Origin of the sequence: Nocardioides alpinus, from assembly GCF_900112035.1 — a bacterium.
Lineage (GTDB): Bacteria > Actinomycetota > Actinomycetes > Propionibacteriales > Nocardioidaceae > Nocardioides > Nocardioides alpinus.
This window is the reverse complement of the sequence record NZ_FOKC01000005.1, coordinates 134,843-156,053: the sequence shown is the minus strand read 5'-3', so window position 1 is coordinate 156,053 and position 21,211 is coordinate 134,843. Positions and strand designations below refer to the sequence as shown.

At 73.0% G+C, this 21,211-nt stretch carries 26 protein-coding genes; 13 read left to right on the top strand and 13 right to left on the bottom strand.

Annotated features, from left to right (window positions below; genetic code table 11):
* Positions 1–34 precede the first annotated feature (34 nt).
* The gene (locus BM127_RS12260; RefSeq protein WP_091198957.1) at positions 35–1,375 is read right to left on the bottom strand and encodes a hypothetical protein; all 1,341 of its coding nucleotides are present in this window, start codon (positions 1,373–1,375) and stop codon (positions 35–37) included.
* Between the two features lie 113 nt (positions 1,376–1,488).
* Between BM127_RS12260 and BM127_RS12255 the strand changes: the two genes are divergently transcribed.
* Genes BM127_RS12255 through BM127_RS12225 form a run of 7 tightly spaced genes read left to right on the top strand, consistent with a single transcriptional unit; the run spans position 1,489 to position 6,849 of the window.
* Positions 1,489–2,145: a glycosyltransferase family 2 protein gene (locus BM127_RS12255; protein WP_091198956.1), complete on the top strand. Its 657-nt coding sequence runs from the start codon at positions 1,489–1,491 to the stop codon at positions 2,143–2,145.
* Positions 2,142–2,786: a TIGR04282 family arsenosugar biosynthesis glycosyltransferase gene (locus BM127_RS12250; RefSeq protein WP_091198955.1), complete on the top strand. Its 645-nt coding sequence runs from the start codon at positions 2,142–2,144 to the stop codon at positions 2,784–2,786. Before BM127_RS12255 ends, BM127_RS12250 begins: the two co-directional genes overlap by 4 nt.
* Entirely contained in the window at positions 2,783–3,421 is a 639-nt protein-coding gene (locus tag BM127_RS12245) for a methyltransferase domain-containing protein (protein WP_175507387.1), read from the top strand. The genes BM127_RS12250 and BM127_RS12245 overlap by 4 nt, the downstream gene beginning before the upstream one ends.
* Entirely contained in the window at positions 3,418–4,584 is a 1,167-nt protein-coding gene (locus tag BM127_RS12240) for a molybdopterin-dependent oxidoreductase (protein WP_231263428.1), read from the top strand. The genes BM127_RS12245 and BM127_RS12240 overlap by 4 nt, the downstream gene beginning before the upstream one ends.
* The gene (locus BM127_RS12235; protein ID WP_091198952.1) at positions 4,581–4,994 is read left to right on the top strand and encodes a hypothetical protein; all 414 of its coding nucleotides are present in this window, start codon (positions 4,581–4,583) and stop codon (positions 4,992–4,994) included. Before BM127_RS12240 ends, BM127_RS12235 begins: the two co-directional genes overlap by 4 nt.
* Before the next feature lie 5 nt (positions 4,995–4,999).
* Positions 5,000–5,704, top strand: a complete 705-nt coding sequence (locus BM127_RS12230) for a response regulator transcription factor (protein WP_091198951.1) — start codon at positions 5,000–5,002, stop codon at positions 5,702–5,704.
* Complete coding sequence (locus BM127_RS12225; RefSeq protein ID WP_091198950.1) at positions 5,701–6,849, top strand: sensor histidine kinase; 1,149 nt, start codon at positions 5,701–5,703, stop codon at positions 6,847–6,849. The genes BM127_RS12230 and BM127_RS12225 overlap by 4 nt, the downstream gene beginning before the upstream one ends.
* Positions 6,850–6,851: 2 nt before the next feature.
* On the opposite strand, the gene BM127_RS12220 is transcribed toward BM127_RS12225, so the two are convergent.
* On the bottom strand, positions 6,852–7,283 hold the full coding sequence (locus BM127_RS12220; protein WP_091198949.1) for a VOC family protein: 432 nt from the start codon (positions 7,281–7,283) through the stop codon (positions 6,852–6,854).
* A 16-nt stretch (positions 7,284–7,299) separates the two neighbouring features.
* Positions 7,300–8,709 carry a Na+/H+ antiporter NhaA gene (nhaA, locus tag BM127_RS12215; protein WP_091198948.1) on the bottom strand — a complete coding sequence of 470 codons (1,410 nt, stop codon included), beginning with the start codon at positions 8,707–8,709 and terminating at the stop codon, positions 7,300–7,302.
* Between the two features lie 158 nt (positions 8,710–8,867).
* On the opposite strand from nhaA, the gene BM127_RS12210 reads away from it, so the two are divergent.
* Positions 8,868–9,290, top strand: a complete 423-nt coding sequence (locus BM127_RS12210) for a phage holin family protein (protein ID WP_091198947.1) — start codon at positions 8,868–8,870, stop codon at positions 9,288–9,290.
* 37 nt (positions 9,291–9,327) lie between these two features.
* On the opposite strand, the gene BM127_RS12205 is transcribed toward BM127_RS12210, so the two are convergent.
* Genes BM127_RS12205 through nth form a run of 4 tightly spaced genes read right to left on the bottom strand, consistent with a single transcriptional unit; the run spans position 9,328 to position 12,533 of the window.
* Positions 9,328–10,503: a MarP family serine protease gene (locus BM127_RS12205; protein ID WP_091198946.1), complete on the bottom strand. Its 1,176-nt coding sequence runs from the start codon at positions 10,501–10,503 to the stop codon at positions 9,328–9,330.
* Positions 10,504–10,507: 4 nt separating this feature from the next.
* On the bottom strand, positions 10,508–11,254 hold the full coding sequence (locus tag BM127_RS12200) for an NUDIX hydrolase (RefSeq protein WP_091198945.1): 747 nt from the start codon (positions 11,252–11,254) through the stop codon (positions 10,508–10,510).
* On the bottom strand, positions 11,251–11,880 hold the full coding sequence (locus BM127_RS12195) for a TlpA family protein disulfide reductase (protein WP_091198944.1): 630 nt from the start codon (positions 11,878–11,880) through the stop codon (positions 11,251–11,253). Before BM127_RS12195 ends, BM127_RS12200 begins: the two co-directional genes overlap by 4 nt.
* On the bottom strand, positions 11,877–12,533 hold the full coding sequence (gene nth, locus BM127_RS12190) for an endonuclease III (protein WP_091199187.1): 657 nt from the start codon (positions 12,531–12,533) through the stop codon (positions 11,877–11,879). The genes BM127_RS12195 and nth overlap by 4 nt, the downstream gene beginning before the upstream one ends.
* A gap of 234 nt (positions 12,534–12,767) precedes the next feature.
* Here nth and BM127_RS12185 point away from each other — a divergent pair, with 234 nt between their 5' ends.
* The 3 genes from BM127_RS12185 (at position 12,768) to BM127_RS12175 (ending at position 15,245) form a co-directional block, all read left to right on the top strand.
* The gene (locus BM127_RS12185; protein WP_091198943.1) at positions 12,768–13,445 is read left to right on the top strand and encodes a Crp/Fnr family transcriptional regulator; all 678 of its coding nucleotides are present in this window, start codon (positions 12,768–12,770) and stop codon (positions 13,443–13,445) included.
* Positions 13,446–13,530: 85 nt separating this feature from the next.
* Positions 13,531–14,022 carry a SigE family RNA polymerase sigma factor gene (locus tag BM127_RS12180; RefSeq protein WP_091198942.1) on the top strand — a complete coding sequence of 164 codons (492 nt, stop codon included), beginning with the start codon at positions 13,531–13,533 and terminating at the stop codon, positions 14,020–14,022.
* Positions 14,019–15,245: a hypothetical protein gene (locus tag BM127_RS12175; protein WP_091198941.1), complete on the top strand. Its 1,227-nt coding sequence runs from the start codon at positions 14,019–14,021 to the stop codon at positions 15,243–15,245. Before BM127_RS12180 ends, BM127_RS12175 begins: the two co-directional genes overlap by 4 nt.
* 96 nt (positions 15,246–15,341) lie before the next feature.
* Here the strand turns inward: BM127_RS12175 and BM127_RS12170 are convergent, their stop codons facing one another.
* From BM127_RS12170 to BM127_RS22275, 5 genes are read right to left on the bottom strand one after another with little or no spacing between them, the layout of a single operon-like run.
* Entirely contained in the window at positions 15,342–15,872 is a 531-nt protein-coding gene (locus tag BM127_RS12170) for a TIGR03086 family metal-binding protein (protein WP_091198940.1), read from the bottom strand.
* A 56-nt stretch (positions 15,873–15,928) separates the two neighbouring features.
* Positions 15,929–16,747: an MBL fold metallo-hydrolase gene (locus BM127_RS12165; protein ID WP_091198939.1), complete on the bottom strand. Its 819-nt coding sequence runs from the start codon at positions 16,745–16,747 to the stop codon at positions 15,929–15,931.
* Positions 16,744–17,604 carry an NUDIX hydrolase gene (locus BM127_RS12160; RefSeq protein WP_231263429.1) on the bottom strand — a complete coding sequence of 287 codons (861 nt, stop codon included), beginning with the start codon at positions 17,602–17,604 and terminating at the stop codon, positions 16,744–16,746. Before BM127_RS12160 ends, BM127_RS12165 begins: the two co-directional genes overlap by 4 nt.
* A 2-nt stretch (positions 17,605–17,606) precedes the next feature.
* Entirely contained in the window at positions 17,607–18,062 is a 456-nt protein-coding gene (locus BM127_RS12155) for a RidA family protein (RefSeq protein WP_091198938.1), read from the bottom strand.
* 1 nt (position 18,063) lies between these two features.
* The gene (locus BM127_RS22275; RefSeq protein WP_175507386.1) at positions 18,064–18,216 is read right to left on the bottom strand and encodes a Sp36 family protein; all 153 of its coding nucleotides are present in this window, start codon (positions 18,214–18,216) and stop codon (positions 18,064–18,066) included.
* A gap of 43 nt (positions 18,217–18,259) precedes the next feature.
* Between BM127_RS22275 and BM127_RS12150 the strand changes: the two genes are divergently transcribed.
* Positions 18,260–18,655, top strand: coding sequence for a low affinity iron permease family protein (locus BM127_RS12150; protein ID WP_091199183.1), 396 nt, complete (start codon positions 18,260–18,262; stop codon positions 18,653–18,655).
* Between the two features lie 10 nt (positions 18,656–18,665).
* Here BM127_RS12150 and BM127_RS12145 read toward each other — a convergent pair whose 3' ends face one another.
* A complete protein-coding gene (locus tag BM127_RS12145; protein WP_231263430.1) occupies positions 18,666–19,700 on the bottom strand; it encodes an LLM class flavin-dependent oxidoreductase in 1,035 nt (344 codons plus the stop codon).
* A gap of 100 nt (positions 19,701–19,800) precedes the next feature.
* Between BM127_RS12145 and BM127_RS12140 the strand changes: the two genes are divergently transcribed.
* Complete coding sequence (locus tag BM127_RS12140; RefSeq protein ID WP_139227721.1) at positions 19,801–21,174, top strand: MFS transporter; 1,374 nt, start codon at positions 19,801–19,803, stop codon at positions 21,172–21,174.
* The last annotated feature ends 37 nt before the right edge of the window (positions 21,175–21,211 follow it).

The following is a 21,211-nucleotide window of genomic DNA, read 5'->3' as shown; positions in this document are numbered from 1 at the left end:
CCCCGCGGCGACCACTACCGCGAGCGCACTCGACTCACCACGAGGTGTAGACGAGGTGCTGCATCACGAGCGCCGTGGCCACCTGCAGCCCCAGCCCCCACCGTCGCCAGCCGCCCGGAAGCAGCGCGAGCGACAGCGTCAGCCACGGCACGAACGGCAGCCAGATCCGCTCCACCTCGGCCTTCGACATCTGGCTGAGGTCGGCGACGGCGACGGTCAGGGCGGCGGCTCCGGCGAGCAGCGCGACGGTACGCGCCTCGCCGCCGTGCCGACGGGCGGCGACCGCGAGCCCCGCGCCGAGCAGGGGCCCGCCCGAGACGAGCAGGGCGCCCAGGTTGCCCCACATCCAGTACGCCGCCGGGCGCGACGACCCGATGCCGTCCCAGTAGCGGTCGACCAGCACCGGATAGGCCTCCCACCACGCGAAGCCGGAGGCGGCGAACGCCAGCACCACGGCGAGCGCAGCCAGCGCGGCGACGGGCAGGGGCCACCAGGAGCGGGCGAGCCAGAGCACGGTGAGCGCCAGGATCCCCAGCAGCGGCAGGCCGTAGGAGCTCATCACGCACCAGCCCAGCAGCAGTCCGGCCAGCACGCCCCACCCCAGCAGCCCGCGCCGCCGACGTGCCGTCGCGGCCAGCGCCAGCGCCGCCAGCCCCCACGCCCCGACAGCCGCGAAGACGGCGTCGGCGGACACGGCGAGGAAGACCGCCGCCGGGCTGAGCACCAGGAAGGGCGCCGCCAGCCGGGCCAGCCGCTCGGCGTCGAGCACCCGCACGGTGGTCATCGTCGCGAGCGGGACGGTCGCTGCGATCGTGACCACCACCAGGGCCGCGACCAGGTCGCCCCCCAGGCCGAGCCGCACCAGCGCGACGTGGAAGAGCAGCGCGCCCGGCGGATGGCCCGCGACGTGGATCGGCCAGTTGTCGGGGCTCGACATCGGGATCCGGTCGACGTAGCCCGCCAGCAGCGCGGGGACGTCGGTGACCTGCCGGGCCGTGACGAGGTACTCCTCCTGGTTGGCCATCACCCGCGTGAGGCCCGACTCGCCGTCGACCAGCGCGAGGGCGAGCAACCACGCCAGCCCCACGACGTACGACGTCAGCAGCAGGCCGCGCCACGACAGCGCGCGCGATAGCGCCTCACCCCGCCATACGCCGAGGACGGCGAGGAGCACGGCGAGCAGGCTGGCCGGCGCGACCTTGGCGTCGACGAAGCCGTGGGTCGGCGGCAGCCCGAGCATGTCGCTGCGCGCGTCGACGTCCCAGCCGGACAGCGGCGGGACGACGAACGACGCGGTCACGACGACCGCTGCGACGACCAGTCCGACGACGGCCCGCCGGTGCGTGGCGGCCGTCGCGGCAGTCGTCTCGGTCATGTCCGCCAGCCTAGGGACGCGGCGGCGCGAGACCCGTCCTGCGGCCACACGTCACGACTTCGTAAGGACGTGACCCATCGAGTTCGGGGCCGCTGCTCACTAGCGTCGAGGACGTGCCCACCTGTGATCTCGTCCTCCCCTGTCGCGACGAGGCAGCCGCCCTCCGCGACCTGCTGCCCCGCGTGCCCGACGCCTTCTCCGTGATCGTCGTCGACAACGGATCGCGCGACGGCACCGCGGATGTCGCGCGCAGCCTGGGCGCCCGGGTCGTCACCGAGACCACCCCCGGCTACGGCGCCGCGGTCCACGCCGGGATCGAGGCGGCCACCGCCGACTACGTCGCGGTGATGGACGGTGACGGGTCCTTCGATCCCGACCAGCTCCTGCCGCTGCTCGACGAGGTCGCGTCGGGGCGGGCCGACATGGCCGTCGGCCGCCGCCGTCCGGTGGCGCGCGGGGTCTGGCCCTGGCACGCCCGGGCCGGCAACGCGCTGATCACGGCCCGGCTGCGCCGCCGGATCGGGATGGACGCCCACGACATCGCGCCGATGCGGGTCGCCCGACGGCAGGCGGTGCTCGACCTCGGCCTGCAGGACCGTCGCTTCGGCTATCCCGTCGAGCTGCTGCAGGCGGTCACCCGCGCAGAGTGGCGCCTCAGCGAGCACGACGTGGACTACCACCCGCGCGCCGCCGGCACACGGTCGAAGGTCTCCGGCTCGGTGACCGGCACCCTCCGGACCGCACGCGACTTCGCGAAGGTCCTCGCGTGAAGGTCCTCATCGTCGCCAAGGCGCCCGTCCCCGGCCGGGTGAAGACCCGGCTCGGGGCCCGGATCGGCCACGACGCGGCCGCCTCCCTTGCCGCGGCCGCACTGCTCGACACTCTCGAGGCCTGCCGCGCAGCGGGCGCGGAAGGCCACCTGAGCCTGGCCGGCGACCTGCGCGACGCCGTCGACAACGAGGCGATCTCGGCGGCGCTCGAGGGCTGGACGGTCAGCCCCCAGCGCGGGGACACCTTCGCCGAGCGCCTCGTCGCGGCGCACCGCGACGCCGGCACGGGACCGGTCGTCCAGGTCGGGATGGACACCCCCCACGTCACCGCGGCCGCGCTCACCGCCGCTGCGGAAGGGCTCGACGACCACGACGCCGTCCTGGGTCCGGCCACCGACGGCGGGTGGTGGGCGTTGGCCCGCCGCGACCCCGAGGTCGTACGCCATGTCGCGCAGGTGGAGATGTCGACCAGCTCCACCTACGTCGACACCCGCGCCGCCCTCGAGCTCGCCGGCTGCCGCGTGGGGCACGTCCCCGCGATGACCGACGTCGACACGGTCGCCGACGCCGACCTGGTGGCGGCCGGGTGGCCGCACACCCGGTTCGCCCGGGCCTGGCGGACCACGGCGGTGGCGCGATGAGCGACCAGTCCTTCAGCGAGGTCTTCGCCAGCGCGCTGCACGGCTCGCCGACGGTGGTCGTCGGGCTCGCGGAGCAGCCGCTGGCGCTGCCCACGGACCTCTGGACCCGCCCTGCGGACGTCGTCGACCGCGCCATGGTCGGCCTCTGCGTCGGCCCGACGATCGACATCGGGTGCGGCCCCGGGCGGATGACCGAGGCCCTGGGCACGGCAGGTCACATCGCCCTCGGGATCGACGTGGTGGACGCGGCGGTGGCGCTCACCCGCCGCCGGGGCGGATCCGCCGTACGCCGCGACGTCTTCGACCGGGTGCCCGGCGAGGGCCGCTGGCACACCGCGCTCCTCGCCGACGGCAACATCGGCATCGGCGGCGACCCCGTCGCCCTGCTGCGCCGGGTGCGGCGCCTCCTGGCTCCGGGGGGCCGGGTGGTGGTCGAGGTGGCGCCACCCGGCACCGGTGCCGTCCGGGCCTGGGCCGTCCTCGAGAGCGCCGAATCGCGCAGCCGTCCGTTCCGCTGGGCCACCCTCGGCGTCGACGACCTCGCGGCCACGGCCGCGGCCGCGGGCTTCTCCTCGCCCGCCGTCCACCGCCTCGGCGACCGCTTCGCCGCCGTCCTCGGGGAGGGGTCGTGGTGAGCCGCCCGGCCGCACCGACGCCGGACTCCTTCACCTCGCGGCTGCGCAGCCCAGCGGTGGCCGCCCGCGTCGGCGTGTGGCTCGGCCTGTCCTTCGGGATCTGCTTCGTCACCGGCCTGGTCAGCCACTACGCCCAGCTGCCGTCCCACCCGATCCCGTTCCCGACCAGCCCCAGCTCGGGCTACCGCCTCACCCAGGGGCTGCACGTCATCTCGGGTGTCGCCGCGATCCCACTGCTGCTGGTGAAGCTGTGGTCGGTGCTACCGAAGCTCTTCGAGGCCGTGCCGCTGCGCGACCCGCGCAGGCTGCTCCTCACCGTCCTCGAGCGCGGCTCCATCGCCCTGCTCGTCGCGGCCTCGATCTTCCAGCTCGCGACCGGCGTGCTCAACGCGGCGCAGTGGTATCCCTGGCTCACCTTCTCCTTCCGCACCACCCACTACGCCCTCGCCTGGGTCGCGATCGGGGCGCTGCTCGTGCACATCGCCGTGAAGCTGCCGATCACCCGCGACGTCCTCCTCGCCGACATCGACGCCACGACCCACGACCGCGCCTCGGCGACCGCGCCGGGTGCCCTGTCGCGCCGCGCCCTCGTGCGTACGTCGTTCGCCGCCGCCGGCGTCGCCGTCCTCGCCACCGCGGGCAGCACGGTCCCGTGGCTGCGGCAGGTCTCGCTCTTCGCCACCCGCACCGGCGAGGGGCCGGGCGGGGTGCCGATCAACAAGTCCGCCCGGGCGGCCGGGGTCGTGGAGTCGGCGTCCGCGCCCGACTGGCGGCTCGAGGTGGTCGTCGGCGGCGTCGCCACCTCGTGGTCGTACGACGACCTGCGGGCGATACCGCAGCACACGGTCGACCTGCCGATCGCCTGCGTCGAGGGCTGGAGCGCGCAGGGCACGTGGTCGGGCGTCCGGGTCAGCGACCTGCTGCGTGCAGCCGGGGCCACGGCCGGTGCCGACGTGGACGTCACGTCGCTCCAGCAGGCCGGCGCGTTCCGGCGCACGGTCCTGCCGGCCAACTTCGCCGGTGACGACCGCACCCTGCTCGCCCTCGACCTCGCCGGCGAGCCGCTGTCCCTCGACCACGGCTTCCCCTGCCGGCTCATCGCGCCCAACCGGCCCGGCGTGCTGCAGACCAAGTGGGTCTCCCGGCTGGAGGTGTCGGCGTGAGGACGCGTGCGGTCCTCGTCGCCCTCGGCGCGGCGCTGATGACGTACGGCGCCTGGCTCCTGCTGTCGCGCCAGGACCCGGGCCAGTGGCTCGAGGTCGGCATCTGGCTCGGGGCGGGCGTCGTCGCGCACGACGCGGTGATCTCCGGAGTGGTCATCGCGGTGTGCCTCCTGGGATCGCGCCTGGTGCCCCCGGCGTGGCGCGCTCCGGCCGCGATCGCCCTGGTCGTGTGGGGCGCCCTGACGATCGCGGCCATCCCGGTCCTGACCCGCGCCGGTGCGCGGGCCGACAACCCGACCCTGCTCGATCGCCCCTATCTCGCGACCTGGTGGGCGATCAGTGCCATCGTGGTGGTCGTCGTGGCGGTCGCCGGGTTCGTCCGGTCCCACCGGTCACGGGCCGGGGAGTGAGTCGGATGGCGAAGGTGCTGGTGGTCGACGACGACGCCACGGTGCGCGAGGTGGTCGTGGGCTACCTCCGCAACGCCGGCCACGACGTGCACGAGGCGGTCGACGGGGCCGGTGCGCTGGAGGCGGTGCGGGAGGTCGGCACCGACCTGGTCGTGCTCGACGTGATGATGCCGGGCATCGACGGGCTGGAGGTGTGCCGCCGGCTGCGGCGCCAGTCCGACGTACCGATCGTCCTCCTCACCGCCCTCGGGGCCGAGCAGGACCGCGTCGTCGGCCTGGAGATCGGCGCCGACGACTACGTCACCAAGCCGTTCAGCCCGCGCGAGCTGGTGCTGCGGGTCGACTCGATCCTGCGCCGCTCGTCCGGCGGCGTCGACACCGACGCCCCGACCGTCATCGAGGACGGCGACCTCGTGGTCGACCGCGACCGGCGCCTCGTGACGCGCGGCGGCGCGGCGACCCCGCTGACCGGCAGGGAGTTCGACCTGCTGGCCTTCTTCGTCACCCGGCCCGGCATCGCCTTCTCGCGCGACGACCTGCTGCAGCAGGTGTGGGGCTGGTCCTTCGGCGACCAGTCGACCGTCACCGTCCACGTCCGCCGGCTCCGCGAGAAGATCGAGACCGACCCGACCACGCCGACCCGCCTCCTCACCGTCTGGGGAGTCGGCTACCGCTGGGAACCCACCGCCACGGACGAGGAGGCGACATGAGCGACCTCACCGAGATCTGGGCCGTGGCCATCGGCAGCGGCCTGGCCGTCGGGGTGCTGGGACTGCTGGCCGGCTGGACCCTCCGGCAGCGCTCCCTCCACTGGCTGCTCGCCGTCGTCGGCGCCGTCACCACCCTCACCGTGCTGGTCGCCGTGCAGGTGATCTCACGGCGCATGCTCATCTCCGACCACGACCGCTCCGTCGTGCTGATCGTCACGAGCGCGGCCGCCGGCGTCTCGCTGGTCGTCGCGCTCGTGCTGTCCACCGCCCTCGTGCGGTGGTCGCGGGCCTTGCGCGAGGACGTACGCCGGGTGGGCGCGGGCGAGACGGTGGTCGCCGCCGGACGTGGCCCGGCCGAGTTCCGCGAGCTGTCCGAGGAGCTGGCCGCAGCCCACCAGCGCCTGGCCGACGCACGCGAGCGCGAGCACCGGCTGGAGGAGTCGCGCCGCGAGCTGGTCTCGTGGGTGTCCCACGACCTGCGTACGCCGCTGGCCGGGATCCGCGTGATGGCCGAGGCGCTGGAGGACTCGATCGCCACCGACCCGGCGCGCTACCACCGCCAGATCCGCGGCGAGGTCGACCGGATGGTGCAGATGGTCGACGACCTCTTCGAGCTCTCCCGCATCCATGCCGGCCAGCTCGTCGTCGAGCCGCAGCCGATCGTCGTGGGCGACCTGGTGAGCGAGGCGATCGCCGCCGCCGACCCGGTGGCGCGTGCCCGCCGCATCACGCTGGGCGGAGAGGTCCCGCACGGCCTGCAGGTCGCCGCCGACCCGGCCGGCCTCTCACGCGTGCTGGCCAACCTGATCGTCAACGGCATCCGGCACACCCCGGCCGACGGCACCGTGCACGTCACCGCCCGACCGGTCGACGGCGGCGTCGAGCTGTCCGTGACCGACGGCTGCGCGGGCATCCCCGACGAGGCACGCGAGCGACTCTTCGACGTGGGCTACCGCGGCACCAGCGCGCGTACGCCCGACGACCCGCTGCAGGACGTCCACACCTCCCGCGCGGGCCTCGGCCTCGCGATCGTCAAGGGCATCGTCGAGGCGCACCACGGCCGGGTCGCGGTCGAGAACGTCGGGACGACCTCGGCGCCTGCGGCGGGGTGCCGGTTCCGGGTGCTGCTGCCGGCCTCCGCCTGAGCTCAGCCGAGCGGCGCGGTCAGCTCGATGTTGATGTCGTCGGGGTCCTGGAACGACAGGATCGCGATGCCGGCGTCCGCGAGGTCGAGGACCTCACCGTGCGCGATGCCGGCCTCGCCGAGCGCGACCCGGGCCGCCTCGAGGTCGTCGCGCGAGTCCACGGCGAAGCTGACGTGGTCGAGACCGGTGGTGTCGGCGTCGAAGCCGGTCGACCCGACGGGCCGGAGACCGAAGAGGGTGCCCTGCGGGGTCTGGTAGACCGCACCGCCGAAGAACTCCTCGGCGGAGTCGCGCACACCGGGCTCGTCGGCGCGGGCCGAGTTGTCGACCGCGGTCGGCCACCCGAAGACCCGGTCGTAGAACTCCTTCGAGCGCGCGATGTCGGTCACGGTCAGGCGGACGTGTGCGAAGCCGGAGCTGCTGATGAGAGCCATGTGTCTTGTGTACTCGTCACCCCAAGGGCTGTGCCGCGTCGGCCGACTCCTCGGCCGTGTCCTCGGACGCGCGCGTCGCGGCGAGCAGCAGCACGACGCCCACGACCGCGGCGAACAGCGACGCCAGCAGGATCGCGATCTTCGCCTCCTCCGTCAGCAGGTCGGAGCCCGGGAAGGACAACCCGGCGATGAAGATCGAGACGGTGAAGCCGATGCCGCCGACCGCGCCGAGCCCGAGGACCATCGGCCAGGTGGTGTGGTCGGGCAGCCGGCCGAGCCCGAGGCGTACGGCCAGGAACGAGGCGGCGAGGATGCCGACGGGCTTGCCGACGACGAGCCCCAGGATGATGCCCAGCCCGACGGGCTCGGTGAAGACCTTGCCGATCGCGCCGAGCTCGACGCCCGCGTTGGCGAGCGCGAAGACGGGGAGCACGACGTACGCCGACACCGGGTGCAGCGTGCTCTGCAGGCGCTCGACCACCGACACCGACTCCTTGAGCAGGAAGCGCTGCCGCGCCAGCTCGTCGGGGTCGAGGACGTTGTCGCGCAGCGCGGCCCGGGCGTGGCGGCGGGCGACCTCCTCCTTGAGGAGCGGGGTGGCCGGGGCGAGCAGGCCGATCGCGACACCGGCGAGGGTGGCGTGCACCCCCGACTCGAGCAGCGCGAACCAGACACCCACGCCGAGGATCGCGTAGACGACGACCGTCCAGACCCGGAGCAGCCGGGCCACGACCATCGCGCCGAGCAGGGCGAACGCGATCGCGAGCCAGACCAGCGAGAGGTCGGCGGTGTAGAAGACGGCGATCACCAGGATCGCGCCGATGTCGTCGACGATCGCCAGCGTCAGCAGGAACAGCCGCGCCGCCGACGGGATCCGGCGCCCGAGGATGCCGAGCACGCCGACCGCGAAGGCGATGTCGGTGGCCATCGGGATCCCCCAGCCGTCGCCGCCGGCGCTGCCGGGCGGGTTGAGCGCGAGGTAGAGACCGGCCGGCACGACCATCCCGCCGACCGCCGCGATGATCGGCAGAGCCGCCGTCTTGGGATCACGCAGGTCGCCGTTGACCAGCTCGTACTTGATCTCGAGGCCGACGACGAAGAAGAAGATCACCATCAGGGCGTCGTTGACCCAGTGCTGCAGCGACTCGTCGAGGTGCAGCGGTCCGACGTCGAGGACGAGGTGGGTGTGCCAGAGCGCGTCGTACGACTCCGCCCACGGGCTGTTGGCCCACAGCAGCGCGACCGCCGCGGCGAGCAGCAGCAGGAGCGAGCCCGCGGCCTCGACGCGCAGGAACTCGCGCACCGGACGCGCGACCAGTCGGGCGAGCGGCTTGTTGCTCGCGATGTAGGACGGTCCGGACTCCCAGAGGTCGTCGCCCCCGTTGTTGCGCGGGTCGTCGTGGGGGTTCTTCGATCGTGAAGCCATGCGGTGGCACACCTTTCGGGGTGGTCGTAGCGACATCACCGCAGACGTGTCCACGGGCCGACCAGACTTCCCGGCTCACCTGAGAGGTCAGTCTAGGGGATCACGTTGATAAGGTCGCTGCCGTCAGCTCACCGGCGTACACCGAAGGACCGCTCCCGATGGCCAACGAACCGATCAAGGCCCGCCACGATGTCCAGGATGGCGATCCGACGCTCGGCAAGCTCGTCATGGACGCGCAGCGGGACATCTCGACCCTCATCTCCAAGGAGATCGAGCTCGCCAAGAGCGAGATCAAGGTCAGCGTCAAGCACGGCGGGGTCGGCATCGGCCTCTTCGGCGCGGCCGCGTTCCTCGGCCTGCTGGCGATCATCATGCTGTCGGTCTCGCTCGCCTACTTCATCCACTGGAACGGCGACGGCCTCGACCTGCACTGGGCGTTCCTGATCGTGTTCGCGCTCTACCTCCTGATCGCCGGCCTCCTCGCCTTCGTCGGCCTCAAGCAGGTCAAGCAGGTCAAGGCGCCGGAGAAGGCGATCAAGCAGGGCAAGCAGATCCCCGCGGCGCTCAAGGGCAACGGCTGAGCCTCGGGCTCGCTCCGCCCCCGGCGAAGTACGCCGTTCAGCGCACGCAGGTGCCGGTGTCGACCGGTGATCCGCTGGTCACGCCGAGCGCCGCGGACTCCGAGACCTGGTTGGCGGTCAACGCGTAGCCGGTCTCGCGGTCGCTGACCGAGGCGGCGAAGACCATCCCGGCGACGTCGCCACCGGAGGTGAGGATCGGGCCGCCGGAGTTGCCGGGGCGGATCAGCGCGCGCAGCGAGAAGACCTGCCGGATGACCGTGCCCTCGCCGTAGATGTCGGGCGAGCGCAGCCGCTGCTGCGAGCGGATCCGGCCGGCCTGGACGTCGTACGGGCCGTCCTCGGGATAGCCGACGGCGGCGACGTCGTCGCCCGGCTGCGCGGTCGTGTCGAGGGCCAGGTGCGGAGTGCCGACGTCGGGCAGCGCGAGCACGGCGATGTCGAGGTCGGCGTCGTAGAGCACGACCGACGCGACGACGGTCGAGCCGCCCACCTCCACCTCGGGGCGGGTGACGCCGGCGACCACGTGGGCGTTGGTCATCAGCCGACCGGGTGCGTAGAAGAAGCCCGTGCCCTCGACGCCGCCGCCGCAGCCGTTGGCGCCCCTGACCTTGACGACGCTGACCTGGGCGGCGACCACGTCGGGGTCGGTGAGCATCCGCGGGTCGCCGGGCTCCACCGCGACGATCCGCTCGGGCGCGAACGGCTCGAGGTAGCGCGGGAAGAAGGTCGTGCCGACGACGTTGTTGAAGGTCTGCAGCACCGTGCCGGAGTCGGCCGGCAGGGTCTCGTCGACCTTCGCCAGGATCGTCGAGTCCCGCACCAGCGGGGTGATCGCGCCGATGCGGGTGCCCGACACCGCGACACCGAGCGCCCACGCCACCAGCAGTACGGCGACCGCGCTGAGGGCGGATCCGCCGATGGCGTCGACCGCCCGGATCGGCTGCCAGGTGATCCGCGCACGGATCCGCGAGCCGACGTACTGGAACAGCGCCTGGCCCAGCGACGCCGAGATGATGACGATGAAGAGCGCGCCGAGCGAGACCCACAGGGAGGGTGCCGCGTCGCCGAGCGCGGTCGGGGCGGCCCAGATGCCGAGCAGGCCACCGATCAGCAGGCCCGCCGTGGCGAAGGCGCCGGTGATGAATCCCTGCCAGTAGCCCGAAAGGGCATAGATCCCCACGAGTGCGACGAGGCACCAGTCGAGGACGTTCATCCGACTACTCCTCGAGCTTGGTGTTGGGCGCCAGGTCGGTGCCGCTGGGGACACCTTGCAGCATGTGGTCGGGCAGGTCACGCACGCGCGCCCCACCGCTTTGCTGGGCCCAGTCCTCGTCCCACCCGAGGTAGCCGAAGAGCCGGGCGATGATGCCGGCCGTGAAGCCCCACAGGATGACGTCCTTGTCGGGCCCGATGAGGAACCCGGGGCCCGTCCACCCGCTGGGGTGGCGGACGTTGATCCGGTGCTGGGGGTCGAGCAGCTCGGCGATCGCGACGTGGTGGATGGCGTGCACCTCGTCGGGGCTCTCGATGCGCACCTCGCCCGGGTCGCGCCAGTAGCCCAGGATCGGCGTGACCGCGAAGTTGCTCGGCGGCAGCCACAGCTCCGGCAGCTCACCGAAGACCTCGACCTCGGAGGGCTCGAGCCCGATCTCCTCGTACGCCTCGCGCAACGCGCCCTCGCGCGGGGTCTCCCCCTCGTCGAGCGACCCGCCCGGGAACGACACCTGCCCCGGGTGGGACCGCATGTGGTGGGCGCGCTCGGTGAGCAGCAGCTCGCCGCGGTGGGCGAGGTCGTCGGGCGCGGGCCCGTCGTGCCGGTCGGCGAAGACCATCAGCACCGCCCCGCGCCGCGCACCGGAGCCCTCCGGCGGCTGGAAGCGGGTGAGCTCGTCGACGGTGATGGACGACGCCGCCTCGACGACGGGCGCCAACCAGCCGGGCAGCGCGGCCCCCGACTCGATCACAGCTCGATCCCGAGATAGTCGGCGACGAGGTCCTCGAGCTGGTCGATCGACTCGACGCCACCGCTGGCGTTGGTGGAGCCGACCACCTTTCCTTCCTCGTCGATGAAGACGAAGGCAGGCAGCCCGCGTCGTGCCACGGCGAAAGCCTCCTCGGACAGGACCTCCCCACCGACGTCGACGAGCGAGGGATAGGTGGCACCCGTCCTCTCCGCCAGCGCGAGGGCGCGGCCCGGGTAGACGTCCTGGTTGTCGACACCGAGGACGGCGACCCGGTCGGCGTACTGCTCGTGGAAGGCCTGCAGCACAGGCATCTCCTCCTCGCACGGGCCGCACCACGACGCCCACAGGTTGATGACCATCGGCCCCCGCAGCGAGGACAGCTCGACGTCGGTGCCACCGCCGAGGCAGGGCAGCGTCAGCTCGGGCAGCCCGCCCTCGACCGGCTCGCCGTCGCCGGGCGCACAGTCCTCCATCCCGATGCGCGCCTTGGCCTCGCGCAGCGCCGGGGTGTCGACCTCGACGTCCGGAGGGCGTACGTCGATGCCGCCGCCGTCGTCGTAGGACCAGACGGCGTAGAGCGCTCCGAAGGTCACCAGCACCACGGCGAGCAGGAGCGCCTTCCTCATGCGGGTCCCTGCGTGGTGACGAGCTTCTCGGCCTCGATCGGGTCGGTCGGCCCGGCGCCGAACGACGGGCACAGCCTGGCGAGCGGGCAGGCGCCGCAGGCAGGCTTCTTGGCGTGGCAGCGGCGCCGGCCGTGCCAGATGAGGTGGTGCGACAGCATCGTCCAGTCGCGCTTGGGGAAGAGCGCGCCGACGGCGTGCTCGACCTTCACCGGGTCGGTCTCCTCGGTCCAGCCGAAGCGGCGGGCCAGCCGGCCGAAGTGGGTGTCGACGGTGATGCCGGGCTTGTCGAAGGCGTTGCCGAGCACGACGTTGGCGGTCTTGCGGCCGACGCCGGGCAGGGTCACGAGGTCCTCGAGGCGCGCCGGCACCTGGCCGTCGTAGGCCTCGACGAGCGCCTGGCTCAGCTTGAGCAGCGAGTCGGTCTTGGCGCGGAAGAAGCCGAGCGGCCCGAGCAGCTGCTCCATGTGCTCGCGCGGCGCGGCGGCCATCGCCTGGGGCGTGGGGTAGGCCGCGAACAGCGCGGGGCTGGCGGCATTGACCCGGCGGTCGGTCGTCTGCGCGGAGATGACGGTGACGACGAGGCACTCGAAGGCGTTGGTGAAGTCGAGCTCGGCCTTGGCGTCGGGATAGGTCTCGGCGAGGATCCGGTCCATCCGGCGCGCCCGGCGGACCAGGGTCGTGTCGGGCTTGGCGATCGCGGTCGGGGCAGGCACCGTCCCAGCCTACGGTCCGCCTCCGACACCCCTTCGGCGCTCCCGGACGCGGCGCGAACCGCCCCGCATCCGCCCGGAGTGGCCCTTGTGACCCAGAGCACGGCTAGGATCGTGCCCGATCCCGAGGACTCGGCAACGGGCATGGCACGGGGCGCACCGACATGGAGGAATGACGTGGACAACGACGTGCTTCGGCAGGCACCGCTGTTCAGCTCGCTCGACGACGAGGCGGCCACCGCCCTGGGCGGCTCCATGGCGGAGACCACGCTCCGGCGCGGCGACGTCCTCTTCCACGAGGGTGACTCCGGCGACAAGCTGTACGTCGTCACCGAGGGCAAGGTGAAGCTCGGCCGCTCCGCGTCCGACGGCCGCGAGAACCTCCTCGCCATCATGGGCCCCGGCCAGATGTTCGGCGAGCTCTCGCTCTTCGACCCGGGCCCGCGCTCGGCCACCGTCACCGCGGTCACCGACGCCACCTTCGCCTCGCTGTCCCACGAGGACCTCCTCAAGTGGCTCGACGGCCGCCCGATGGTCGCCCGCGGCCTGCTCTCGCAGCTCGCCGGTCGCCTCCGCAAGTCCAACGACGTCGTCGCCGACCTCGTCTTCTCCGACGTCCCCGGTCGCGTCGCCAAGGCGCTGCTCGACCTGGCCGACCGCTTCGGTCGCACCGCCGACGACGGCGTCCACGTCCACCACGACCTCACGCAGGAGGAGCTCGCCCAGCTGGTCGGCGCCTCCCGCGAGACCGTCAACAAGGCGCTCGCCGACTTCGCCTCGCGCGGCTGGCTGCGCCTGGAGCCCCGCTCCGTGGTGATCATGGACCTCGAGCGACTCTCGCGCCGCGCGCGCTGATCCTGCACCGTCCCAGAAATAGTTCGGCCCACCTGGACCCCGGCACCGCACTCCCCTGCGTCGTACAAGGCGAAGGGGGTGCACGATGATCGATCGATCCGGGTTCGACGAGTTCGTCCACGCACGTGGCGCCGCACTGGCGCGCACGGCGTACCTGCTCACCGGTGACCACCATCTCGCCGAGGACCTCGTGCAGGCCGCGCTCGTCCAGGCGGCCCGTCACTGGGAGCGCATCGAGGTCTCGCCGGAGGCCTACGTACGCCGCACGATGTACCACCAGAACATCTCCTGGTGGCGCCGTCGCAAGCTCGCCGAGTCGCCACTGGCGTCGTACGACGCCCCCGCGCCGGCCGCGGACCCGACGCTGCGGCTCACCCTCGACGAGGCGCTGCGCCGGCTGACTCCGCGTCAGCGCACCGTGCTCGCGCTCCGCTACTTCGAGGACCTCACCGAGGTCCAGACGGCCGCCGCGCTGGGGATCTCCAGCGGCGCGGTCAAGTCCATGTCGCGCCAGGCCCTGCGCCGGTTGCGTGTCCTCGCCCCCGAGCTCGCCGACCTGGTGGGAGCAGACTCATGACCAGCCCCTCACACACAGACCTGCGCGAGGAGCTCTCCGCCCTCGCCGAGACCCAGTCCTTCTCCCCCGACCCGTCCGCCTGGGACCGCGGTCGGCGAGCGCGACGGCGATCGCGCGTCGTACGCGCTGCTGCCGCGGTGGCAGTCGTGGGCGTGGTCGTCTCTGCGGGCGCGATCGCCGTCCGTCCGGACCCGGTCGGGCCCGCCGGCGGCGTCGCCCGCGAGGGAGCCATCCCGAGCGTGATCCCCGAGGGGGACGGGCAGCCGCTCACCGATCTCGCGATCGGCCGCGCGTCCGTGGCGTACGTCGACGCCGCCGGGGTGCCCGTGCTGGTGGATGCCGAGACGGGAGAGGCGAACCGCGTCGAGCTGCCGGACTTCCCGGAGCAGAACGTCCTCGAGCTCATGGGCGACCACCTGACCGGGCCGTTGCTCGCGGTGTCACCGGACGGACGGCGGATCGCCTACCCCGCCACGAGCGGGATGGAGCGTGAGCCGGGCCGGCAGACCTTCACCACCGCCTGGTACCGGGTGGTCGACCTGACGACCGGCGAGGCCGAGCTCGTGGACACGCCGTCAGGAACCGGGACCCCGCGCGCGATGTCCTGGACCGCTGACGGCCAGCTGGCCGTCGACCTCTACGGGCGCTCCACCGCCGAGAACATCCAGCCTCCGGTCGAGGCCTGGACGATCGACCCCGAGACCGGCGACAGCAGCACGTCTGCCCTGACGGGCGTCACTGCACCCGGCGGTGGCATCAGCGCGCCGTACCCCCTCGACGACGAGCCGGTGGCCGCCGTCCCCTTCGAGACGTCCACCGGCAGCGACCCGTCGCGGGACCTGCCCGCCGACCTCTACCCCGACGGCGCCGTGGTCACCCCGATCGGCTGGGCCGACAACTCCCTGCTCGTGGCGCAGGTCGATGCTCCTGCCGGCAGCTACGTCGAGGGCGAGCACCTCGTCCTCCTCACCTCGCCGGACCGACCCGAGTCGGAGTGGACCTACCGGATCCTCGTGCGTGACGTCCCGACGTCGTCGAGCCTCAGCCTCGCCGTCGACCTCATCCCCGACCTCGACGGCACCTCCGCGCAGGAGCTGACCCACGACTTCAGCGCGAGCCCGGTCGACGAGCGCGACATCTCCTGGATGATCGGCTTGGGCGTGGCGGCAGCCATCGCCGTGCTGATGGGGCTGCGCTGGCTCTGGCGGCGGTTCCTCCCGTAGACGCGCGTCGTCGTACGGACCCAACGCCCTGTGCCGGCCGGCCGCCACGCTCAGCGACCGCAGACGCGCGGCCGTTGGGTCCGTACGACGACGGGCTCAGGCCCGCGGGTCGCGACCGGAGAAGGCGACGAGCCGCTCGTACGCCCCGGCGTCGGCCGGCACCGCGACCTCGGAGCCGAAGGCACCCGTGCGGTTCTCCCCGGTCAGCCCCTGCTGCATCGCCGCCAGGCCCGTCTCGGCGAGCGCGTCGTCGAGCGCGAGGTCGGCGCCCGTGCCGCGGACGAGGTCCCACGAGTGGGCGGCGTACTCCGCCACCTGGAAGCCCACGCCTCGCTGCTGGTCGGCGGGGAGCTGCTGCATCGCCGCGAGCAGCTCGTCGGCGCCGGCCCGGAAGGTCTGCGCAAGCTCACCGTCCGGCACCTCGGGGATGGCACTCCAGTCGACCTCCTGGCCCTGCGCCATCCTCGCCCACGTGCCCGGCCCGGTGGCGACGTGAGCGGCCAGCTGCCGGACCGTCCAGTCCGAGCACGGCGTGGGGTTGTCGAGGTTGTCGTCGTTGACGGCGTCGAGGGCGCGACCTGCCTGGTCGAGCGCGCGCGACAGCTGGTCCAGGGGAGAGTCGGTCATGCCCCCACTCCACTCCCGCCGGTCACGTCGCGCAAGCCCCTCCGTGGAGGGCGGGATCAGCGCTCGGTGAGGTAGGCCAGCTGGGCACGCACCGACAGCTCGGCGGCGCCCCAGAGCACCGGGTCCACGTCGGCGTAGACGACCTCGACGATCGCGCGCGGCAGGGTCTCGTGCGGGAAGGACCCGCCCTCTCGCTCGATCGCGTGGAGGTCGCGCAGCGCCTCGCGGACCTGGCCGAGCCGCTGCTGGCGGTGGGCGAGGTAGAAGTCGAGGGCGCCGAGGGCGTCGTCGATGACCGGCCCGTGCCCCGGCCAGACGGAGGTGATGCCCTGCTCGCCGCAGAGGGCGTGGAGCCGCTCGAGCGAGGAGAGGTAGGCGCCGAGCTGGCCGTCCGGGTGCGCGACGACGGTGGTGCCGCGACCGAGGACGGTGTCGCCGGTGAGCACCGCGCGGTCCTGCGGGACGACGAAGGACAGCGAGTCGGCGGTGTGGCCGGGTGTCGCCACGACGTGCACCTCGAGGTCGCCGAAGGCCACCACGTCGCCGTCCCCCAGCCCCTCGGAGCCGAGGCGGTGCGCGGGATCGAGGGCGCGTACGCCGCACCCGTGCCGCTCGGCGTACTCCCGCGCGGCCTCGCTGTGGTCGGCGTGGTGGTGGGTCAGCAGCACCACGGCGACGTCACCGGCAGCGACGTCGATGGCGTCGAGGTGGGACGCGATCGAGGGTCCGGGGTCGACCACGACCGACCGGGACGACGCCGCGTCGCGGAGCACCCAGGTGTTGGTGCCGTCGAGGGTCATGATGTCGGCGTTGGGCGCCAGCACGCAGGTGCCGGTGTCGCCGAAGGAACCTCCGGACCACCCCGCATCGGTCATCGTGCAGCCATCAGCGCGGCGTAGGCCGGCGGTGTCGAGAGGATGTAGGCGTCGCCGTCGGCGACCACCTCGGGCATGAACATCTCGACCCGACGTCCCTGCGCCTCGACCAGCACGGCGTCGGGGTCGGCGTGCTGCGCGACGTCGAGGCAGGTGAGCCAGGTCGGCGGCATCATCATGATCTGCTCGGCCTCGACCTGCTCGACGGCCTCGAGCGCGCCCGACCACGTCACGGACGACGACTCGGTCGAGACGTCGCGGGTGACCTGGCCCTCCGGGAGCCGGGCCACGAAGAACCAGGTGCGGTAGCGCCGCGGCTCGAAGACCGGGGTCAGCCAGCCCGACCAGGCGCCGAGGAGGTCGGTGCGGAGGACGAGTGAACGGTTCTCGAGGAAGGCGGTCAGCGACAGCTCGCGCGTCTCGAGCGCGACCCGGTCGGCCTCCCAGTCCTCGCCCGTCGTGTCGGCGACGACCTCGTCGGCGCTCGCGCCGGCGAGCAGGACGCCCGACTCCTCGAAGGTCTCCCTGACCGCCGCGCACACCAGCGCGCGGGCCTTCGGCTCGTCGCACCCCAGCCGCTCGGCCCACTCGGCCGGGGACGGGCCGGACCACAGCCCGCGGTCGACGAGCTCGTCGTCGAAGTCGCGCGGGTCGACCCCGCCGCCGGGGAAGACGCACATCCCGCCGGCGAAGGCCATCGAGGTCTGCCGGCGCAGGAGGTAGACCTCGGAGCCGTCGGCGCCGGGCCGCAGCAGCACCACGGTCGCGGCGTCGCGCGGCTCGGCGGCCGGCGCGTCACCGGCGGCGTACGCCTGCGCGTGCGCGACGAGGGCCTCGGGAAGCGGGAGGCGCTGCACGGTCAGATCTCGACGATGATCTCGACCTCGACGGGCACGTCGAGCGGGAGCGCCGCGACGCCGACGGCCGAGCGTGCGTGCTTGCCGGCCTCGCCGAAGACCTCGCCGAGCAGCTCCGACGCACCGTTGGCGACCTTGGGCTGACCGGTGAAGTCGGGGGTCGAGGCGACGAAGACGACGACCTTGACGACCCGCTTGATGTCGTCGAGCGAGCCGATCTCGGCCTTCACCGCGGCGAGCGCGTTGAGCGCGCACTGGCGGGCGCACGCGTAGCCCTGCTCCTCGGTGACCTCGCCGCCGAGCTTGCCGATGGCGAGCATCTCGCCGTCACGGGCCGGCAGCTGGCCGGCGGTGAAGACGAGGTTGCCGCTGCGGGCGGTGGGCTGGTAGGCGGCGAGCGGCGGGACGACCTCGGGGATCGTGATGCCCAGCTCGGCGAGCCGCGCCTCGGCTCCCACGTCAGGCCTTCTGCTTCTTGAGGAAGGCCACGAGACCGCCCTGGGCGTTGGTGTGGATGGCCACCAGCTCCCAGCCGTCCTGGCCGAAGTTGTTGAGCATGAGCGCTTCGTTGTGGAGCGGAATCGGCGCCACCTGGTATTCCCACTGGATCATGGCCCGCACCCTACTCGGCCCCCGGCACCGCTACATTCCGACCATGGAGCGCACCGATGCGGCCGAGAGCCGTGAGAAGAACGACGGGCTGGACCCGTTCGAGAAGTTCGTCGAGGTCTCGACCAAGCTGATCAGCCGCCCGCCGTTCTTCGCCCTGATGGTGGCCGTGGTCGTCCTCTGGGCGGCCAGCTATCCGCTGTGGAAGAGCACCACGAAGTGGGAGCTCGCGATCCACACCTTCGGCGGGGTCCTGTCGCTCCTGCTCCTGGTGCTGCTCGAGAACGCCGGTCGGCGCCACAACGAGGCGATGCAGGAGAAGCTCAACGTGATCGCCGAGGCGCTGGCCGCGCTGATGGAGTCCCGCGTGTCCGAGGACCCCGACCTCCGCGAGGCGGTCGACGACCTCCGCGAAGCCGTCGGCCTCGAAGAACGCCACTGAGGGTCCGAGCTCAGGCCGCCAGCAGCCGCAGCGTGGTCTCGCGGTTCGGCGAGGTCGTGACGTCGGTGCCCGCCGTGGCGCCGGCCACGGGGTGGATCATCACCTCGTCGACGCCGTACGTCGTCGCCAGCTCGTCGAGCTGCACCCGGGCCTGGTCGGCCGAGCCGACGATCCAGCGACCGGCCATGGCGTGCCCGAAGGCACGCTGCTCCGGCGTCATCTCGACCGCCTCGGCCTCCTCGAGGAGCCGCTGGGGGTGCAGCGGCGCGCCCGTGCGAAGCGCGATCATCTGCTGGACGTTGGGCAGCACCTGGCGACGCGCCTCCTCCTCGGTCTCGGCGACGACGGCGTTGACGGTGAGGAAGGTCCGCGGCTCCGGGTACTCCGGTGACGGCCTGTACGACGACCGGTAGAGGTCGAGCGCCACGCCGGTCCCCTCGCCGGAGAAGTGGTGCGCGAAGACGTACGGCAGGCCCTTCTCCGCAGCGAGCCGCGCGGAGTAGTCCGAGGACCCGAGCAGCCACATGTCGGCGATCGAGGTGGCGGCCGGCGTCGCGCGCAGCGGCTGGCGGCGCGGCCCGATCTGCAGCTCGACGCCATCGGTCGTCATCAAGGTGCGGATGTCGTCGACGTACTCCGGGAACTTGGTGACGGCCTCGTCGGCCGACTCGGCGTTGCTGCCGCGCAGGACGTACCTCGTCAGCGGGTCCGTGCCGGGCGCGCGGCCGATGCCGAGGTCGATGCGGCCCGGGAAGGCCGCCTCGAGCAGCGCGAACTGCTCGGCGACGACGAGCGGGGCGTGGTTGGGGAGCATGACGCCGCCCGAGCCGACCTTGATCCGGGACGTCGCGGCGGCAAGCATCGCGATCAGGACCGGCGGGTTGGTCGCGGCGACGGCCGGCATGTTGTGGTGCTCGGCCACCCAGTAGCGGCGGTAGCCCAGGTCGTCGGCGGCCTGCGCCAACCGGCGCGAGGCCGCGATGGCGTCGCCGGTGGTCTGGTCGCTGCGGACGGGCACGAGGTCGAGGACGGAGAGTGCAGTCACTGTGGGCCCAGCGTCCGCGGCGGCCGGGATATTCCGACGGGCCGGCCGGCTTCGCCCTCTGATTGACCTCACGTGCACGTGAGGACCTACCGTCGTCGGTGTGACGACCACGCCGACCTCCGCGCGCGAGGGCCTGCTGTCGCCGGCGTACGTCGCCACCACCGTGGGCCTCTTCTCACTCATCGCCTTCGCGGCCTTCGAGGCGATGGCCGTGACCACCGTGATGCCGACGGTGGCCCGCGACCTCGACGGCTTCGACTACTACGCCCTCGCCTTCGCGGCCCCCTTCGCCAGTGGCGTCGTCGGCATGGTCGCGTCGGGCATGTGGACCGACCGCAGCGGCGCGCTGCGCCCGCTCTTCGCCTCGATGGCGATGTTCTCCCTCGGGCTCGTGGTGTGCGGCACCGCGCCGTCGATGGAGGTCCTCGTCGTCGGCCGCGTGCTCCAGGGGCTGGGCAGCGGCGCGATGGTCGTCGCGATCTACGTCGTGGTGGGCCTGATCTATCCCGCCGCGCTGCGTACGGCCATCTTCGCGTCGTTCGCGGCCGCCTGGGTGCTGCCGGCACTGTTCGGACCGGCGGTGGCAGCCTTCGTCGCCGACGCGGTGGGCTGGCGCTGGGTCTTCCTCGGCATGGTCGCGCTGGTGGCACTGGCCGCGGTCCTCGTCGCCCCCTCGCTCCGCTCGCTGCCCACCCCGGAGACACCGCGGACGACGTCGCGCGTGCAGCAGTGGTGGGCGGTCCTCGCCGCCGTCGCCGTGCTCTCGCTCGAGCTCCTCGGCTCCGGCAGCGGTCTGACCCTGGTCGCCGCGGCGGTCGCCTTCGTCCTCGTCATCGTGGGGCTGCGGCCGCTCCTGCCCGCCGGTGCGCTGCTCGCGCGACGGGGCCTGCCGGCCGTCATCGTGACCCGCGGCCTGCTCAGCGCCGCCTTCTTCTGCGCCGAGGCCTACATCGTCTACGCCCTGCAGGAGCGGTGGGACCTCACCCCCGGACAGGCCGGCATCGCGCTGACCTGCGTCGGCGTCGTGTGGGCCGCCTCCAGCCAGGTCTCCTCCCGCCTGGGCACCCAGGTGTCCAACGTGGCGGCGATGAAGTTCGGCACGACCGTCGTGCTGGCCGGCGTCACCGGCGTCGCGGTCGTGGTCCTCCTGCGCTCACGCGGCGTCGACCTCCCGGCGGTCGCTCCGGTCGCCGCCTACGTCTTCGCCAGCGTCGGGATGGGCTTCGCCTACCCCCGCACCAGCGTGGCGATGCTGGCCGTCACCACCGACGCCGACCGCGGCTTCAACTCGTCCGCGCTGTCGGTCGCCGACTCCCTCGGCGCCGCACTGGCGCTCTCGATCAGCGGGATCGCGTACGCCGTCGCCGTGCGCTCCGACGTCGATCCGTTCCCGGTGGTCTACGGCATCGCCGTCGGCATCGGGCTGCTCGGCGTGCTCGCCGCTCGGCGTACGGCAGCGCCGCAGGCTGCCTGAGCCGGACGCAGGTCCGGCCGACCCACGGGGGAATGGG